Below are 16,113 nucleotides of genomic sequence, written 5' to 3' on the forward strand. Positions count from 1 at the left end.
TCCTATGTCAGAGGCGCCTGGACAGGTTGTCCAGGGCCGATTGCAGATCGTTGAAGCGGAATGTGAAACCCGCTGCCAGCAAGCGCACCGGGCGCGCCCGCTGGCCACCGAGCAGCAGCGTCGAGAGCTCGCCAAGGCCAGCCTTCAGCAGCAGCCCCGGCACCGGCAGCAGCGCCGGCCGATGCAGCGCCCGGCCCAGGCGCCGGGCAAATTCGCGGTTGCGCACAGGCTCTGGCGCGCAGGCATTATAAGGACCGCTGGCATCCTTATGCTGCAAGAGAAAATCAATCAGGGCGACCTGGTCGTCTATATGGATCCAGGGCATCCACTGCCGGCCGTTACCCAGCGGGCCACCCAGCCCAAGCTTGAAGGGCAGGCGCAGGCGCGACAAAAAGCCGCCATCGCTGGCCAGCACCAGCCCGGTGCGTACCAGCACCACGCGCAGGCCCAGGGCCTGTGCACGCAGCGCGGTTTCTTCCCAGGCGATGCACAGCTGGCTGGCGAAATCCTCACGCACCGGTGGTGAAGCTTCGGTCAGTTCGCGCTCGCCGCCATCGCCATACCAGCCCACGGCAGACCCGGAAATCAACACCTCGGGGCGCTGCTCACGGCTGCCCAGCCAGGCCAGGAGCTGCTCGGTGAGGGTGATGCGGCTGGCCCACAACAGGTTGCGCCGGGCAGCGGTCCAAGGCCTGTCCGCAATGGGCGCGCCGGCCAGGTTGACCACCGCATCCACCGCCTCGTCAGGCGCCAGATCCTCCAACCGGGCAATACCCCGCACCCCACTGCCGCATAGGCGCGCCACCTGATCGGGGCGCCGACTCCAGACAGTCAGGCGATGGCCCTGGTTGAGCCAGTACTGACAAAGATGCTGGCCGATCAAACCAGTGCCGCCCGTCAGCAATATATGCATGGCTGTGTCCTCGCAGAGTCCGGCGATGGTCTATTTTTAACAACAAGGCACTTTTTTAACCAAACGCTCTCGGATAAATCATAGGCCAAGCTGCTCTCTGAAGCGGAATAACCTTATACAAAAATTGTGCATTGTACAGGTTTGCCTGACAGCGTAGTCTGCATACAGCACGGTTTGAAGAGGCCATCATGACAGTACCTATTGCCATCATCGGGGCCGGTATCGCTGGCCTCTCCGCCGCCCAGGCCCTGCAAAAGGCCGGGCAATCCGTTCACTTGTTCGACAAAGGCCACGGCAGTGGCGGCCGTATGGCCAGCAAGCGCAGCGACGCCGGCGCGCTCGACCTTGGCGCGCAGTATTTCACCGCCCGCGACCGGCGCTTCGTCGAGCAGGTACAGCAGTGGGTCGCGGCTGGCTGGGCCGAACAGTGGAAGCCACAGCTGTACAACTACCGAGATGGCGAACTCACCCCCTCCCCTGACGAGCAGACGCGATGGGTCGGTGTGCCGCGCATGAGCGCCATCACCCGCGGCCTGCTCAAGGACGTCACGGTGAACTTCGGTTGCCGCATTGCCGAGGTCTTTCGCGGCAAGCAGTACTGGCACCTGCAAGACACCGAAGGCTGCAGCCATGGCCCGTTCAGCCGTGTGGTAATCGCCGTGCCGGCCCCGCAGGCCACGCCGCTGCTGGCGGCCACCCCGAAACTCGCCGCCGTCGCCGCAGGTGTCGTGATGGAGCCCACCTGGGCCGTGGCGCTGGGTTTCCAGGCAGCACTGGAGACGCCGATGCAAGGCTGCTTCGTGCAGGACAACCCGCTTGACTGGCTGGCACGCAACCGCAGCAAACCCGGGCGCGACGAACACCTCGACACCTGGGTACTGCATGCCACATCGAACTGGAGCAAGCATCACATCGACCTGGCCAAGGAAGATGTGATCGAGCAATTGTGGGGCGAATTTGCCGAACTGGTGGGCTGCGTGGTTCCCGCCCCATCCTTCGCGCTGGCGCACCGCTGGCTGTATGCACGACCTGCTGGCAACCACGAATGGGGCGCGCTGGCCGATGCCGACCAAGGTTTGTATGCCTGTGGCGACTGGTGCCTGTCCGGCCGTGTAGAAGGGGCCTGGCTTAGCGGCCAGGAGGCCGCTCGACGGCTGCTGGAGCATCTCGACTGACGCTGATCGCGAAGCTATACAAAAATACTAGTTTGCATAACTTTGTGGCTGTGCTGGAATAACCTTGTACACGCACGTGTCAATGTACAAGTTTTCCGGAGGCAGCCATGTTCGACCCATCCGCCCACAGCAAGCCTCGAATCGCCATCAGCGCCTGCCTGACCGGCCACAGTGTGCGCTACAACGGCGGGCACAAGGCATCCGATCTGTGCCGCTCGCAACTTGACGCCCATTTCGACTGGTTGCCCGTCTGCCCAGAAGTCGCCATCGGCCTGGGTGTCCCGCGTGATCCAATCCGCCTGGTCGGCGACCCGCAACACCCCGCTGTGGTCGGCACACGCAACCCCGGCATGGACCTTAGCGGCCCGCTGGCCCATTACGGCGAACAAATGGCCAGCGAACTCGACAACATCTGTGGCTACATCTTCATGCAGAAATCGCCGTCCTGCGGCTTGGAACGGGTCAAGGTGTATCAGGACAACGGCCACCCTGCCCCCGAGGGGGGCACGGGCGCCTATGCCGCCGCCTTCTGTGCCCGTCGCCCGGACCTCCCTGTCGAAGAGGAAGGTCGCCTGCACGACCCCGTGCTGCGCGAGAACTTCATCAGCCGCGTCTACGCCTATGCCGACTGGCAACACTTGCTCGGCGAAGGCCTTAGCCGCGGCGCACTGGTGCGCTTCCACTCGCGCTACAAGTACCTGCTGATGGCCAACAACCCCCAGGCCTACCGCGAACTTGGCCGCCTGCTCGGCCGCATGCGCCGGGAGGACGACCCAGAGGTGCTCGGGCCGCGCTATTTCAGCCAGCTGATGCAGGCCCTGCGTCGCTGCGCCAGCCGTGGCACCCACGGCAACGTGCTGCAGCACCTCTGTGGCTATTTCAAAAGCTCACTGACGCAGCAGGACAAGGCCGAACTGCAGCACATCATTGACCAGTACCAGCAAGGGGTGGTGCCGCTGGTGGTGCCGCTGACCCTGCTCAAACACCACCTGCGCAAGCACCCCGACCCGTATCTGCTGCAGCAGGCTTACCTGCAGCCGCACCCCGACAGCCTGGGGCTGCGCAATGCTGTCTGAAACACTGTTGCCCATTGGTGAACTGGCGCGACGCACCGGTGTGAACCCGGTGACCTTGCGAGCATGGGAGCGGCGCTATGGCCTGCTCAAGCCGCAGCGCACCGCCAAAGGCCATCGGCTGTATGCCCACGACCAGCTCGAACGGGTCGAAGCCATTCTCAGCTGGCTGGAACGCGGCGCTTCGGTCGGCCAGGTGCGCGAACTGCTCGACAAGCCTCCAGGGGTTGTCCCGCAGGGCGACTGGCAAACCCGCCAGCAACAATTGATCGAAGCCATCGCCAACCTCTCCCAGCGCACCCTCGACCAGCAACTGAACCAGGCCATGGCGCTGTATCCGGCCATTACGCTGTGCGAGCAGCTGTTGCTGCCACTGATGGACAGCCTGGCACAACGCTGGCGCAACTATTTCAATGCCCGGCTCGAGCAGGTGTTTTTCCACACCTGGCTGCGCAGCAAGCTGGGGGCGCGGGTATACCACGACAATCAATTCCTGCAAGGGCCGCCGGTAATGCTCGCCCAAGACAGCGAGCAAGCCTTCGACCCTAGCCTGTGGCTGTGTGCCTGGCTGCTGAGCAGCAATGGCATCCCGGTCGAAGTGCTCGAACAACCCGTCAGTGGTGTCGAGCTGCAACGCGCCGTCACCGCCCTGCAGCCTCGCGCGCTGCTGTTGCACCTGGGCCCGCGCATTGATAGCCGGACCCTGTTGCGCACCCTCCAGGGCATACCCGGGACGAAGCTGCTGGGCGGCGCCACGGTCCCCCTTCACCAGGCTCAGTTGCAAACCTTCGGGCTTGCCGAGCTTTACCTGTTCGATACCCCACAAGCGGCATTGCGCGTGCTGCAAGGCAATGACCGCCCGCCTGTCGAGAAGAACGCCCCATGCAACTGATCTGGTTGCGCAGTGACTTGCGCATAGACGACAACACCGCCCTGAGCGCCGCCTGCGAGCGCGGCCCGACCATCGCCTTGTGGCTGGCCAGCCCAGGCCAGTGGCAGGCCCACGATGACGCTGCGTGCAAGGTCGACTTCTGGCTGCGCAACCTGCGCGACCTGCGCCAAGCGCTGAACAAACTGAACATTGCGCTGCTGATCGGCAAGATCGACACCTGGGCCGAGGCGGCGCCAGCAGTGCTCAAGGTATGCCGTGAGCACAAGGTCGAAGCCGTGCACTGGAACGATGAATACGGCATCAACGAGAACAGCCGTGACCAGGCCACCCGCAGACTGCTGGAGGCGTCCGGGATTCAGGCCCATAGCTATCTGGACCAGTTGCTGTTCCGCCCAGGCACCATCCTCACCCGCAGCGGCGATTACTTCCAGGTGTTCAGCCAGTTCAAGAAGGTTTGCCTGGAACACTTGCACCGTAGCCTGCCGTCCCAAGCACCACGGGTAAAAACCCAGGCACCGCTGGATATCGCCAGCGACCCGATCCCGCAACACATCGACGGCTTCGACAAACCATCGCGCGCGCTCAGCGAGCACTGGCCGGCCGGCGAAGGTGAAGCGCAGGCGCGGCTCGCACGCTTTCTAGACGAAGCCGTCGAGGACTACCAGCACCTGCGCGACCTCCCTGCCAAACCCGGTACCAGCCAGCTATCGGCCTACCTGGCTGCGGGGGTGATCTCGCCACGGCAATGCCTGCACGCCGCGCTGGCCTGCAACCGCGGCGAGTTCGACAGTGGCAGCAGCGGCATCCAGACCTGGATCAACGAGTTGCTCTGGCGTGAGTTCTACAAACACATCCTGACGGGTTATCCACAGGTGTCACGCCACCGCGCCTTCCGCAGTCAGACCGAAGCCCTGCCCTGGCGCGACGCGCCCGATGACCTGGAGGCCTGGGAACAAGGCCGCACAGGCTTCCCGATCATCGACGCGGCGATGCGCCAGTTGCTGCACACCGGCTGGATGCACAACCGCCTGCGCATGATCGTTGCCATGTTCCTCAGCAAGAACCTGCTGATCGATTGGCGCAAGGGCGAACGGCATTTCATGCGCCATCTGATAGACGGTGATCTGGCCGCAAACAATGGCGGCTGGCAGTGGAGCGCCTCTACCGGGACCGACGCAGTGCCCTATTTCCGCATCTTCAACCCGGTTTCGCAGTCGCAGCGCTTCGACCCAGAGGGAACGTTCATTCGTCACTGGCTGCCGGAATTGCGGGGGCAGGATGAAAAAACCATTCACCAGCCCGTGAAGTCAGCCGATCTTTTTGCTAATAATTCCTATCACAGTCCGATCGTCGATCTCGGAAGCAGTCGCCAGCGCGCATTGGAAGCCTTCAAAGGCCTTCCACGCCGGCAGGATCAGAGGGCAGCATCTTGAATCACTCGCGTATTTTCTGGGTTACGGGGGCTAGCAACGGACTGGGTTTGGCCCTGGTGGAGCGGTTGCTCGAAGCAGGGCACCGCGTTGCCGCCAGTGCCAAGGACGGCGAGGAATTGGATGCGTTGGCAGCGCACCATGGCAGCAAGCTGTTGCGCCTGCCGTGGCAATTGCACGAAGAAGACCAGGCGGCCAGCGCCTGTCAGCAGCTTTGCCATGCCTGGGGCTCGCTGGACAGCCTGATCATTAATGCAGGTACCAGCGACTATCTGCCTGACGACGTAGCGGACAGCGAGTTGTTCGAGGCGATCGTCAGCACTAACCAAGTGGCGGGCGAACACTGCCTGGCCAAGGTTCAGCCGCTGCTGGCCAAGGGCGACACGCCGCAGGTGATGGCGATTTTCAACCGCTATTCGGCGTTGCAACTGTATGCGCCGACGCAGGTGACGGCAGGCTGGAACAACATGCCGCAGTGGGTGCGCGAAGAGCGCCAGGCGTTGAACGACAAGGGTATCGCCCTGACCGTGGTGGCACCGCAGTCGTTGAAGACACCGGTGACTTCCGTGCAGGCGGTGCCTGATGCCTGGACCCCGGAAAGCGCTGCAGAGGAGCTGGTGCAACGGTTGCCCTTGCGCGAGCCGGAGCTGGTGCTTGAAGTTCTGGACGTGAGCCGCTTGTGGCCGTTGTCACGCTAAGTGATGTGCCGCCAGTAGCGGCCTCTTCGCAGGCAAGCCCGCGTAAAGGCCGCTACTGAAAGAATCAAAGTGCCATGCGGTAATGCAGGCTGTAGCTTTCAACCCCATCGTTGGGCTGCTTGATACCTGCGTTGGAGTAGTGAATGGCCCTTACTCCAATTTCATGCCCCCCCGCAAAGCGCAGGCCAAACCCTATTCGGTCCTCGAACTGGAAAGCTGACCCTAGATCGTTGCTCTCAAGCTTGGTGCGTGAAAACGCTGCCACGCCGATCCCTGCCTCGATATACGGTTTAACCGACTCCCCGGCGAACTCGTAAACGAACACCGGTGCAAATGACAGGCTATGGTTGCTCGCCGTCTCGTCACCGTCCCAATAGGTGTAGGCACCATCCCAGTAACCGGTAAGCCGACCGACGCTGGTCTGCCACCAGCTGGCATCCCAGTTCGACTGCAGCCCCAAACGATAGACCAGCGTGGAATCACCGGTCTGACCCACCGAAAGTGAAACATCGGCAGCTTGCGCCGCCGTGATTTGCCCCAAGGTAACGGCGGCAGCCGCCGCCAAGCCGAGCAGTTTCCTCATGAGAAACATCCTTCTTTCCGATGCTGTTATTAGTGTTCGCCTCTCGTCAGGCAAAACGATAGAAATCAGGAATGGGACGATAGTTCAGCTGTTTTCACGTTTTTTTTACAACTGAAAGCCTTGCACATCGCCGCACGTGTTCCACAGCACAGGTAGGATGTTTTTCAGGGAGAGTGGGTCGGCGCTGCTCCAGAACGCAGCGTCGCGTGCAGGCCCGTCGGCCAACAGCTCGCGGGCGACCAGCAGGCGTTGCAGCTGCCGCGCCACCGCTGCACCGGTATCGATGATCGCCACGTCGGCAGGCACCATTTCGGCCAACAGAGGGCGCAGGAAGGGGTAATGGGTGCAGCCGAGGATCAGCGTGTCGCAACCTGCAGCCAGCAATGGCTGCACGTAGGCAAGCAACAGTTGGCGCAGTTGCGGGCTGCCAAGGTCACCGGTCTCGATCAACTCGACCAGCCCTGGGCAGGGCTGGGTGACCACGCGCACATCGTTGGCGAAGCGGTCGAGCAAGGCAGCAAACTTGGCGCTCTGCAAGGTGCCGGTGGTGGCCAGCACGCCAACCACGCCAGAGCGGGTGGCAGCGGCTGCCGGCTTGACCGCCGGCTCCATGCCCACCAGCGGCCAGTCCGGATACAGTTCGCGCAGGTCGGCAACCGCCGCCACGGTGGCGGTGTTGCACGCCAGGACCATCGCCTTGGCCCCCTGTGCCTGGAAGAACTCGGCGATGCGCCGGCAACGCTGGCGGATGTAGTCCGGCGTTTTCTCGCCATACGGCACGTGACCGCAATCGGCGACATACAGCAGCGACTCATTGGGCAGCAAGCGCTGGATCTCGGCGAGCACCGACAAACCGCCGACCCCCGAGTCCATCACGCCGACCGGCGCCGAGCGCTCAGCCATCGCGCTTGCCGCACACGGCGCAGGCCGGGTCACGCTTGACCCGCAGCTCACGCAGGCGCGTGCCGAGGGCATCGATCAGCAGCAGGCGGCCCACCAGGGGCTCGCCGAAGCCGGCCAGCAGCTTCATCGCCTCCAACGCCTGCAGGCTGCCGACCAATCCCACCAGCGGGCCGATCACTCCGGCTTCGCTGCAGGTCAGTTCGGCTTCGCTGCCATGGCCGTACAGGCAGTGGTAGCAGGGGCTGTTGTCACGTCGCGGGTCGAACACTGACAGCTGCCCTTCCAGGCGGATCGCCGCACCGCTGACCAGCGGCTTGCCGTGGGCGAAACAGGCGGCATTGACCGCCTCGCGGGTGCCAAAGTTGTCGGAACAATCCAGCACCAGGTCGACGGCCGCCACTGCCGCGGCCAGCGAGTCTTCGTCCAGCGCCTGGCGATGTGCGACCAAGGTAACTTCAGGGTTGATGGCCTCGAGCCGCTGCAGCGCCGAGTCCACCTTGCTCATGCCAACGCTGCTGCTGTCATGGATGACTTGGCGCTGCAGGTTGGTAAGGTCGACGGTATCGAAGTCGGCCAGGTGCAGCTCACCCACACCCGCAGCGGCCAGGTACAGCGCCACCGGCGAGCCCAGGCCGCCCAGGCCGATGATCAGCGCCTTGCTCTGCTTGAGGCGCAACTGACCGTCGATGTCCACCTGAGCCAGCAGAATCTGCCGGCTGTAACGCAACAACTCCTGATCGGTCAGCATGGCAAGCGCCCCAGGGAAATACGCTCATGGCCGCCCAGGTCCTTGCGGCTGGCCACCTCGATGAAACCTTGCGCCGCCAGCAGCTCGCGCACTGCCGCCGCCTGGTCATACCCATGTTCAAGCAGCAGCCAGCCACCCGGCAGCAGATGCTGCGGCGCCTGGCTGACAATCAACCGCAGGTCATCCAGGCCATCGGCACCGGCCACCAGCGCGCTGCTCGGCTCAAAGCGCACATCGCCGGCAACCAGGTGCGGGTCTTCGGCGGCGATATAGGGCGGGTTGCTGAGGATCAGGTCGAAACGCTCGCCCGCCAAACTGCTAAACCAAAGACTGGCAAGCACCTTGACGTTGCCCAGACCCAGGCGCTGACGATTACGCTCGGCCAGCGCTACCGCGTCCTCAATCCGGTCTACCGCAGTGACTTGCCAGGCCGGGCACTCGCTGGCCAACGCCAGGGCGATAGCACCCGTACCGGTACCCAGGTCAAGTACCTTGGCGGGGCTTGCCGGTTGCAACTCAAGGGCGGTTTCCACCAGCAGTTCGGTATCCGGCCGTGGAATCAGCGTATGCGGGGCCACTTCCAGGTCGATCTTCCAGAAGCCCTGATGCCCAAGGATGTAGGCCACCGGTTCGCCGGCACGGCGGCGCAGCAGGTAACCGGCGTAGGTCTCGGCATCCTCGCTGCTGACAATGCGCTCGGGCCAGGTGTGCAGGTAGCTGCGCGACTTGCCGATGGCCGCAGACAGCAGCAGCTCGGCGTCCAGGCGCTCGGTAGGCGAATCCGGCAGCTGCGCGTTGCGCAGCAGGCTGGCAATGATGGTCATCAGTCCCCCAGGGCAGCCAATTGATCGGCCTGGTATTCGGCCAGCAAAGGTTCGATCACGGCGTCCACGCTACCGGCGAGGATGTCGTCGAGGGAATACAGGGTCAGGTTGATGCGATGATCGGTGACCCGCCCCTGTGGATAGTTATAGGTGCGGATGCGCTCGGAGCGGTCACCCGACCCTACCAGCAGCTTACGCTCGCTGGCGATGGCGTTCTGCGCGGCGCTGGTCTGCATGTCGTTGAGCTTGGCCGACAGCCAGGACATGGCGCGGGCACGGTTCTTGTGCTGCGAACGTTCTTCCTGGCACTCGACCACGATGCCGGTGGGCAAGTGGGTGATGCGGATCGCCGAGTCGGTCTTGTTGACGTGCTGGCCGCCGGCACCCGAGGCGCGGTAGGTATCCACGCGCAGGTCGGCGGGGTTGATCTCGATCGCTTGCTGCTCGTCGGGCTCGGGCAGCACCGCCACGGTGCACGCAGAGGTGTGGATACGGCCCTGCGACTCGGTCTCCGGTACCCGCTGCACACGGTGCGCGCCAGACTCGAACTTGAGTTTGCCGTACACCTGGTCGCCTTCGACTCGGGCGATGATCTCTTTGTAGCCGCCGTGCTCGCCTTCGTTTTCGGACAGGATCTCCAAGCGCCAGCCACGCTTTTCGGCGTAGCGCGAATACATGCGGAACAAGTCGCCAGAGAAAATGGCCGCCTCGTCGCCGCCGGTGCCAGCGCGGATTTCGAGGAACACGTTGCGCCCGTCGTTGGGGTCCTTGGGCAGCAGCATGCGTTGCAGCTGCGACTCCAGGCCCACCAGCAGCTCCTTGGCTTCACGTACTTCCTCCACGGCCATCTCGCGCATGTCGGGGTCGGCATCCTTGAGCAGCGCCTGGGCGCCTTCAAGGTCGTCCTGCACCTTGCGCCACTCTTTATAAGCGACGATCACCGGCTTCACTTCGGCGTATTCACGGGAATAGGCACGGAAGCGGGTCTGATCGGAAATGACTTCGGCATCACCGAGCAACGCGGTGAGTTCCTCGAAGCGGTCCTGGAGCGTGTCCAGTTTGTTCAGCAGCGACGCTTTCATTGCAGGGATTTGTCCGTCGAGCCCTCGTTGAGGGCAAAGAGTTCCTGGGCCATGGCCAGCGCATCGAGGCGGCCCTCGGCCGAGAGCTTTTTCAACTGCACGCTGGGCGCATGCAGGAGTTTGTTGGTCAGGCCCCGGGCCAACTGGGCCAGCACATCCTCGGGGTTGCCGCCGTTGGCCAGCAGGCGCTGGGCCTTTAGCAATTCTTCGTCGCGCAGCCGCTCGCTTTGCTGGCGGTAGGCACGCAGCACATCCACCGCAGCCAGCTCGCGCAGGCGCACCATGAAATCCTCGGCGCCCACCGAAACCAGCTCTTCGGCAGCCTGGGCCGCGCCCTGGCGGCTCTTGAGGTTTTCCGCGACCACTTCGTGCAGGTCGTCGACGGTGTACAAGTAGACGTCGTCGAGCTCGCCGACTTCCGGTTCGATATCGCGCGGCACGGCGATGTCGACCATGAAGATCGGTTTGTGCCGACGCTGTTTCAGCGCGCTTTCCACCGCACCCTTGCCCAGGATCGGCAGCTGGCTGGCGGTGGAACTGATGACGATGTCGCTGTTGGCCAGCTCCTGGGGGATGTCGGCCAGCAGCACGGCATGCGCACCAAATTGCTCGGCCAGCAGGCTCGCACGCTCCAGGGTACGGTTGGCCACGACGATGCGGCGCACGCCTTGCTCATGCAGGTGGCGAGCAACCAGGGTGATGGTTTCACCGGCACCGATCAGCAGTGCCTGGCTGCGGCCCAGGTCGCTGAAGATCTGCCGCGCCAGGCTGACCGCTGCGAACGCCACCGACACCGGGTTCTCGCCGATCGCAGTATCGGTCCGCACCTGCTTGGCGGCACTGAAGGTAGCCTGGAACAGGCGCCCGAGCAGTGGGCCGACAGTGCCGGCTTCGCGCGCCACGGCATAGGCCGACTTCATCTGGCCGAGGATCTGCGGCTCGCCCAGCACCAACGAGTCCAGGCCCGAGGCCACCCGCATCATGTGCCGAACGGCGTCATGCTCTTCGTGGACATAGGCACTGGCGCGCAGCTCATCGACGTTCAGCCGGTGATAGTCGGCCAGCCACTTGAGCACCGCGTCGGCGGACAGCTGGTCCTGCTCTATATAAAGCTCGCTACGGTTGCAGGTCGACAGAATCGCCGCTTCACGGCTGGCGGTCAGTCGGCAGAGCTGCTGCAGGGCGTCGACCAGCTGCTCAGGGGTAAACGCCACGCGCTCGCGTACGTCTACCGAGGCAGTCTTATGGTTGATACCAAGTGCAAGAAAGGCCATGCAAGGTCGCTGGTTGTGACGAGAAGCCGATAATTGTCCTCTTTCGCAGGTTTTAGAACAACCACCGTTCGCTATTGTCCCTATATACCAAGACCATCACTGTAAACCGCGACCTTCGCGTGTGGGTTTGCCCCCGCGCTTGTGTCATCATGCTCCGACCGTCGGTAAGCCCTTTTAAGCCTCTTTATATGAACAGACCCTACGCACTGCTGCTTGCTTTCGCCCTGCTCCAGGGCTGCCAGAGCCTGGCCCCGCAATCGGCCGAGCCTCCCGCTGCCGAAACCGGCAAGAGCGAGGCCGACAAGCCCGTGGTGTATGGGTCGTTCAAACAGGACACGCTCTACAGCCTGTTGGTGGCCGAGCTGGCCGGCCAGCGCAACCGCTTCGACATCGCCCTGGCCAACTACGCCGACCAGGCCGAAAAAACCCAGGACCCTGGCGTATCCGAGCGTGCCTACCGCATCGCCGAATACCTCGGTGCCGACGAACCGTCCCTGGACAGCGCGCTGATCTGGGCCAAGAACGACCCGCAGAACCTCGACGCCCAGCGCGCCGCCGCCATCCAGCTGGCGCGCACCGGCCGTTACGACGATTCCATGACCTATATGGAAAAGGTCCTGCAGGGCCAGGGCGACACGCACTTCGACTTCCTTGCCCTGTCGGCCGCCGAAACCGACCAGAGCACCCGCGACGGGCTGATGCAGAGCTTCGACCGCCTGCTGGTCAAGTACCCGGACAACAGCCAGCTGGTGTTTGGCAAGGCGCTGCTGCTGAACCAGGACGGCAAGGCCGAAGAAGCCCTCGAGCTGCTTGAAGCGCACCCGGCGCAAAATGGTGAGATCGCCCCGATCCTGCTGCGCGCCCGCCTGCTCCAGGCCCTGGACCGCGGCCAGGAAGCCCTGCCCCTGCTGCGCGGCGCGATCCGCGACAACCCGGACGACAAGCGCCTGCGCCTGACCTACGCGCGCACCCTGGTCGAACAGGACCGCATCGGCGACGCCAAAGGCGAATTCATCAGCCTGGTCCAGCAATACCCCGACGACGACGAGCTGCGGTATTCCCTGGCGCTGGTATGCCTGGAGAACAAGGACTGGGACGAGGCCGAGAGCTACCTGCGCGAAATGATCGAGCGCGACAGCAATGTCGACGCCGCGCACTTCAACCTGGGCCGTATCGCCGAAGAACGCCACGACCCCGCCGGTGCACTGCGCGAATACGCCCTGGTCGGCCCAGGCCCGGACTACCTGCCCGCGCAACTGCGCCAGGCCGATATCCTCATTGCCAACGGCCGCGGCACCGAGGCTTCGCGCATGCTCGCCGAAGCGCGCGAGGCGCAGCCGGATATCGCCATCCAGCTGTACCTGATCGAATCGGAAAGCTACAGCAACAACAACAAGGACGCCCAGGCCAACCAGGTGCTGCAACAGGCCATCCAGCGTTACCCGGACGACATCAACCTGCTTTACACCCGCGCCATGCTGGCGGAAAAACGCGATGACTTGCCGCAGATGGAAAAAGACCTGCGCGCCATCATTGCCCGCGAGCCGGAAAACGCCATGGCGCTGAACGCGCTGGGTTACACCCTGGCCGACCGCACTACCCGCTTCGGCGAAGCCAAGGCGCTGATCGACAAGGCCCACCAGCTGACCCCGGACGACCCGGCAATTCTCGACAGCCTCGGCTGGGTCGCCTACCGCCTGGGTAACCTGGACGAAGCCGAAGGCTACCTGCGTCAGGCCCTGCAGCGCTTCCCTGACCACGAGGTGGCGGCCCACCTGGGCGAAGTCCTGTGGGCCAACGGCAAACGCCGTGAAGCCCGCCAGGTCTGGGCCAAGGCCTTCGAGGCCCAACCCGACAGCCCTATCCTGCGCAAGACCGTCCTGCGCCTGACCGGATCCGAGACCCTTTAACGCCATGCTCCTGCGCCATTGCATCACCTTCACCCTGATTGCCCTGCTGGCCGGCTGTGCCGGCTTCGGTAGCCGCGAGGCCCTGCAAGGCCACGGCGACCCACAGCAGTGGCGCGCCCATAAAGAACAGCTGAGCAGCCTCGATGGCTGGCAGATCAACGGCAAGGTCGGCATCCGCGCCCCGCGCGATTCCGGCAGCGGTACGCTGTTCTGGCTGCAGCGCCAGGACTATTACGACATCCGCCTGGCCGGCCCGCTCGGCCGTGGCGCCGCACGCCTGACCGGCCGCCCCGGCGGTGTGGTGCTGGAGGTGGCCAACCAGGGCCGCTACGAGGCCACCAGCCCCGAAGCCCTGCTGGAAGAACAACTGGGCTGGCAATTGCCGGTGTCGCACCTGGTCTGGTGGGTGCGCGGCCTGCCCGCCCCCGACAGCAAGAGCAAGCTGACGCTGGACGGCGACAGCCGCCTGGCCAGCCTCGACCAGGACGGCTGGCAGGTGCAGTACCTGAGCTACACCGAGCAGAATGGTTACTGGCTGCCCGAGCGCCTGAAGCTGCACGGCAAGGACCTCGACGTGACCCTGGTGGTCAAGGACTGGCAACCGCGTCAGCTGGGGCACTGATCGATGTCCAAGCTCACCCTGCCCGCCCCGGCCAAGCTCAACCTGTGGTTGCACATCATTGGCCGCCGCCCCGACGGTTACCACGAGCTGGAGACCGTGTTCCAGTTCCTCGACCACGGCGACGCGCTAACCTTCGCCCTGCGCGATGACGGCGTGATCCGCCTGCACACCGAGATCGAGGCGGTACCCCACGACAGCAACCTGATCGTGCGCGCCGCGCGCAAGCTGCAAGAACAGTCGGGCACCGGCCTTGGCGCCGATATCTGGCTGACCAAGGTATTGCCCATGGGCGGCGGCATCGGCGGCGGCAGTTCGGATGCCGCCACTACCTTGCTGGCGCTGGCGCACCTGTGGCAACTGGACTGGGACGAAGATCGCCTGGCCGCCCTGGGCCTGACCCTCGGCGCCGACGTGCCGGTGTTCGTCCGTGGCCATGCGGCGTTCGCCCAAGGCGTTGGCGAGCAACTGACCCCGGTCGACCCGATCGAGCCCTGGTACGTCGTGCTGGTGCCGCAAGTGTCTGTCAGTACAGTAGAAATTTTTTCACATCCACAGTTGACACGTGATTCTCTCCCCCTTAAGATGCGCCCCGTTCCCGAGGGAAACAGTCGAAATGACTGCCAACGGGTGGTTGAGCAGCGTTATCCAGAAGTTCGAAACGCATTGAATTCTCTGGGTAAATTCACCGAAGCTCGGCTAACCGGAACTGGAAGTTGTGTGTTTGGGGCCTTCCCAAGCAAAGCCGAAGCTGATAAAGTTCTGGCCCTTCTTTCAGCGACCCAAACAGGGTTTGTGGCGAAAGGAAGCAATGTTTCGATGTTGCATCGCAAGCTGCAAAGTCTGGTCAAGAAGTCGAGTGCCTAGCGCTCGCAGCAACAGATACAGGGGCGTCGCCAAGCGGTAAGGCAGCAGGTTTTGATCCTGCCATGCGTTGGTTCGAATCCAGCCGCCCCTGCCATTTTCCTTATACTCATCCAGGTATACCCTCAGCCTCCAGGTACTGCGCGTGTCCAAGATGATGGTCTTTACGGGGAACGCTAACCCCGATCTGGCTCGGCGTGTCGTACGTCAGCTGCATATCCCTCTCGGTGACGTCTCTGTCGGTAAATTCTCCGACGGTGAGATCAGCACTGAGATCAATGAAAATGTCCGCGGTAAAGACGTTTTCATTATTCAGCCGACTTGCGCGCCAACCAACGATAACCTGATGGAACTGGTAGTGATGGCCGACGCCTTCCGCCGCTCCTCAGCATCCCGAATCACCGCCGTGATTCCTTACTTCGGATACGCCCGCCAGGACCGCCGTCCGCGTTCGGCACGTGTAGCCATCAGCGCCAAAGTCGTCGCTGACATGCTCACTGTCGTGGGTATCGACCGTGTACTCACTGTCGACCTGCACGCTGACCAGATCCAGGGTTTCTTCGATATTCCTGTCGACAACATCTACGGTTCGCCCGTACTGGTCGACGATATCGAAGACCAGCGTTTCGAGAACCTGATGATCGTCTCCCCGGACATCGGTGGTGTCGTGCGCGCACGTGCCGTCGCCAAGTCCCTGGGTGTCGACCTGGGTATCATCGACAAACGCCGTGAAAAGGCCAACCACTCCGAAGTGATGCACATCATCGGCGACGTCGAAGGGCGCACTTGCATCCTGGTAGACGACATGGTCGATACCGCCGGCACCCTGTGCCACGCGGCCAAGGCTCTGAAAGAACACGGCGCGGCCAAGGTTTATGCCTACTGCACGCACCCTGTCCTGTCGGGCCGTGCGATCGAGAACATCGAGAAGTCGGTACTGGACGAGCTGGTGGTGACCAACACCGTACCGCTGTCCGCCGCTGCTCAAGCCTGTGACCGTATCCGCCAGCTGGATATCGCACCGGTTGTCGCTGAAGCGGTCCGCCGCATCAGCAATGAAGAATCGATCAGTGCGATGTTCCGCTAAGCGGAACGTGTATTGATGTGAAGCGCCCCGCCCCAGCA

The 16,113-nt window shown here is 63.4% G+C and carries 16 protein-coding genes and 1 tRNA gene; 10 read left to right on the forward strand and 7 right to left on the reverse strand.

The features are described from left to right. Window positions 1-7: 7 nt before the first annotated feature. The gene (locus ACIPIJ_RS04685; RefSeq protein ID WP_401073127.1) at window positions 8-913 is read right to left on the reverse strand and encodes a TIGR01777 family oxidoreductase; all 906 of its coding nucleotides are present in this window, start codon (window positions 911-913) and stop codon (window positions 8-10) included. Between the two features lie 188 nt (window positions 914-1,101). Here ACIPIJ_RS04685 and ACIPIJ_RS04690 point away from each other — a divergent pair, with 188 nt between their 5' ends. From ACIPIJ_RS04690 to ACIPIJ_RS04710, 5 genes are all read left to right on the forward strand, one after another. Beyond that, window positions 1,102-2,088, forward strand: coding sequence for an NAD(P)/FAD-dependent oxidoreductase (locus tag ACIPIJ_RS04690; RefSeq protein WP_401073130.1), 987 nt, complete (start codon window positions 1,102-1,104; stop codon window positions 2,086-2,088). A 107-nt stretch (window positions 2,089-2,195) separates the two neighbouring features. Beyond that, window positions 2,196-3,164 (forward strand): YbgA family protein, encoded by a 969-nt coding sequence (locus ACIPIJ_RS04695; protein WP_401073133.1) that lies wholly within the window; start codon window positions 2,196-2,198, stop codon window positions 3,162-3,164. Continuing rightward, window positions 3,154-4,053 carry a MerR family transcriptional regulator gene (locus tag ACIPIJ_RS04700; RefSeq protein WP_401073135.1) on the forward strand — a complete coding sequence of 300 codons (900 nt, stop codon included), beginning with the start codon at window positions 3,154-3,156 and terminating at the stop codon, window positions 4,051-4,053. The genes ACIPIJ_RS04695 and ACIPIJ_RS04700 overlap by 11 nt, the downstream gene beginning before the upstream one ends. Further along, window positions 4,044-5,486 carry a deoxyribodipyrimidine photo-lyase gene (gene phrB / locus ACIPIJ_RS04705; protein WP_401073138.1) on the forward strand — a complete coding sequence of 481 codons (1,443 nt, stop codon included), beginning with the start codon at window positions 4,044-4,046 and terminating at the stop codon, window positions 5,484-5,486. Before ACIPIJ_RS04700 ends, phrB begins: the two co-directional genes overlap by 10 nt. Then, a complete protein-coding gene (locus tag ACIPIJ_RS04710; RefSeq protein ID WP_401073140.1) occupies window positions 5,483-6,181 on the forward strand; it encodes an SDR family oxidoreductase in 699 nt (232 codons plus the stop codon). The genes phrB and ACIPIJ_RS04710 overlap by 4 nt, the downstream gene beginning before the upstream one ends. 64 nt (window positions 6,182-6,245) lie before the next feature. On the opposite strand, the gene ACIPIJ_RS04715 is transcribed toward ACIPIJ_RS04710, so the two are convergent. The 6 genes from ACIPIJ_RS04715 to hemA form a co-directional block, all read right to left on the reverse strand. Next, on the reverse strand, window positions 6,246-6,764 hold the full coding sequence (locus tag ACIPIJ_RS04715) for an acyloxyacyl hydrolase (protein ID WP_401073143.1): 519 nt from the start codon (window positions 6,762-6,764) through the stop codon (window positions 6,246-6,248). 105 nt (window positions 6,765-6,869) lie between these two features. Next, entirely contained in the window at window positions 6,870-7,667 is a 798-nt protein-coding gene (murI, locus tag ACIPIJ_RS04720) for a glutamate racemase (protein ID WP_401073145.1), read from the reverse strand. Continuing rightward, window positions 7,660-8,415 (reverse strand): molybdopterin-synthase adenylyltransferase MoeB, encoded by a 756-nt coding sequence (locus tag ACIPIJ_RS04725; RefSeq protein ID WP_401073148.1) that lies wholly within the window; start codon window positions 8,413-8,415, stop codon window positions 7,660-7,662. Before ACIPIJ_RS04725 ends, murI begins: the two co-directional genes overlap by 8 nt. After that, window positions 8,409-9,239 carry a peptide chain release factor N(5)-glutamine methyltransferase gene (gene prmC / locus ACIPIJ_RS04730; protein WP_401073151.1) on the reverse strand — a complete coding sequence of 277 codons (831 nt, stop codon included), beginning with the start codon at window positions 9,237-9,239 and terminating at the stop codon, window positions 8,409-8,411. Before prmC ends, ACIPIJ_RS04725 begins: the two co-directional genes overlap by 7 nt. After that, window positions 9,239-10,321, reverse strand: coding sequence for a peptide chain release factor 1 (gene prfA, locus ACIPIJ_RS04735; protein WP_401073154.1), 1,083 nt, complete (start codon window positions 10,319-10,321; stop codon window positions 9,239-9,241). The genes prmC and prfA overlap by 1 nt, the downstream gene beginning before the upstream one ends. Beyond that, window positions 10,318-11,595, reverse strand: coding sequence for a glutamyl-tRNA reductase (gene hemA / locus ACIPIJ_RS04740; protein WP_401073157.1), 1,278 nt, complete (start codon window positions 11,593-11,595; stop codon window positions 10,318-10,320). Before hemA ends, prfA begins: the two co-directional genes overlap by 4 nt. Window positions 11,596-11,783: 188 nt before the next feature. On the opposite strand from hemA, the gene ACIPIJ_RS04745 reads away from it, so the two are divergent. The 5 genes from ACIPIJ_RS04745 to ACIPIJ_RS04765 all read left to right on the forward strand — a co-directional run bounded on the left by ACIPIJ_RS04745 (window position 11,784) and on the right by ACIPIJ_RS04765 (window position 16,075). Continuing rightward, entirely contained in the window at window positions 11,784-13,505 is a 1,722-nt protein-coding gene (locus tag ACIPIJ_RS04745) for a tetratricopeptide repeat protein (RefSeq protein WP_401073159.1), read from the forward strand. A gap of 4 nt (window positions 13,506-13,509) precedes the next feature. Next, window positions 13,510-14,127 carry a lipoprotein insertase outer membrane protein LolB gene (gene lolB / locus ACIPIJ_RS04750; protein ID WP_401073162.1) on the forward strand — a complete coding sequence of 206 codons (618 nt, stop codon included), beginning with the start codon at window positions 13,510-13,512 and terminating at the stop codon, window positions 14,125-14,127. 3 nt (window positions 14,128-14,130) lie between these two features. Continuing rightward, window positions 14,131-14,991 (forward strand): 4-(cytidine 5'-diphospho)-2-C-methyl-D-erythritol kinase, encoded by an 861-nt coding sequence (ispE, locus tag ACIPIJ_RS04755; RefSeq protein WP_401073165.1) that lies wholly within the window; start codon window positions 14,131-14,133, stop codon window positions 14,989-14,991. Between the two features lie 19 nt (window positions 14,992-15,010). Then, window positions 15,011-15,085: transfer RNA gene (locus ACIPIJ_RS04760), tRNA-Gln, on the forward strand. A 48-nt stretch (window positions 15,086-15,133) separates the two neighbouring features. Continuing rightward, window positions 15,134-16,075, forward strand: coding sequence for a ribose-phosphate pyrophosphokinase (locus tag ACIPIJ_RS04765; RefSeq protein ID WP_003247410.1), 942 nt, complete (start codon window positions 15,134-15,136; stop codon window positions 16,073-16,075). The last annotated feature ends 38 nt before the right edge of the window (window positions 16,076-16,113 follow it).

The sequence above is a fragment of the Pseudomonas sp. NPDC087185 genome (assembly GCF_044744955.1).
Taxonomy (GTDB): Bacteria; Pseudomonadota; Gammaproteobacteria; order Pseudomonadales; family Pseudomonadaceae; genus Aquipseudomonas.

Excerpts from the sequence above, each read along its gene's own strand:
- ACIPIJ_RS04685 (WP_401073127.1), bottom strand. The coding sequence starts at position 913 with ATGCATATATTGCTGACGGGCGGCACTGGTTTGATCGGCCAGCATCTT.
- ACIPIJ_RS04690 (WP_401073130.1), top strand. The coding sequence starts at position 1,102 with ATGACAGTACCTATTGCCATCATCGGGGCCGGTATCGCTGGCCTCTCC.
- ACIPIJ_RS04695 (WP_401073133.1), top strand. The coding sequence starts at position 2,196 with ATGTTCGACCCATCCGCCCACAGCAAGCCTCGAATCGCCATCAGCGCC.
- ACIPIJ_RS04700 (WP_401073135.1), top strand. The coding sequence starts at position 3,154 with ATGCTGTCTGAAACACTGTTGCCCATTGGTGAACTGGCGCGACGCACC.
- phrB (WP_401073138.1), top strand. The coding sequence starts at position 4,044 with ATGCAACTGATCTGGTTGCGCAGTGACTTGCGCATAGACGACAACACC.
- ACIPIJ_RS04715 (WP_401073143.1), bottom strand. The coding sequence starts at position 6,764 with ATGAGGAAACTGCTCGGCTTGGCGGCGGCTGCCGCCGTTACCTTGGGG.
- murI (WP_401073145.1), bottom strand. The coding sequence starts at position 7,667 with ATGGCTGAGCGCTCGGCGCCGGTCGGCGTGATGGACTCGGGGGTCGGC.
- ACIPIJ_RS04725 (WP_401073148.1), bottom strand. The coding sequence starts at position 8,415 with ATGCTGACCGATCAGGAGTTGTTGCGTTACAGCCGGCAGATTCTGCTG.
- prmC (WP_401073151.1), bottom strand. The coding sequence starts at position 9,239 with ATGACCATCATTGCCAGCCTGCTGCGCAACGCGCAGCTGCCGGATTCG.
- prfA (WP_401073154.1), bottom strand. The coding sequence starts at position 10,321 with ATGAAAGCGTCGCTGCTGAACAAACTGGACACGCTCCAGGACCGCTTC.
- hemA (WP_401073157.1), bottom strand. The coding sequence starts at position 11,595 with ATGGCCTTTCTTGCACTTGGTATCAACCATAAGACTGCCTCGGTAGAC.
- ACIPIJ_RS04745 (WP_401073159.1), top strand. The coding sequence starts at position 11,784 with ATGAACAGACCCTACGCACTGCTGCTTGCTTTCGCCCTGCTCCAGGGC.
- lolB (WP_401073162.1), top strand. The coding sequence starts at position 13,510 with ATGCTCCTGCGCCATTGCATCACCTTCACCCTGATTGCCCTGCTGGCC.
- ispE (WP_401073165.1), top strand. The coding sequence starts at position 14,131 with ATGTCCAAGCTCACCCTGCCCGCCCCGGCCAAGCTCAACCTGTGGTTG.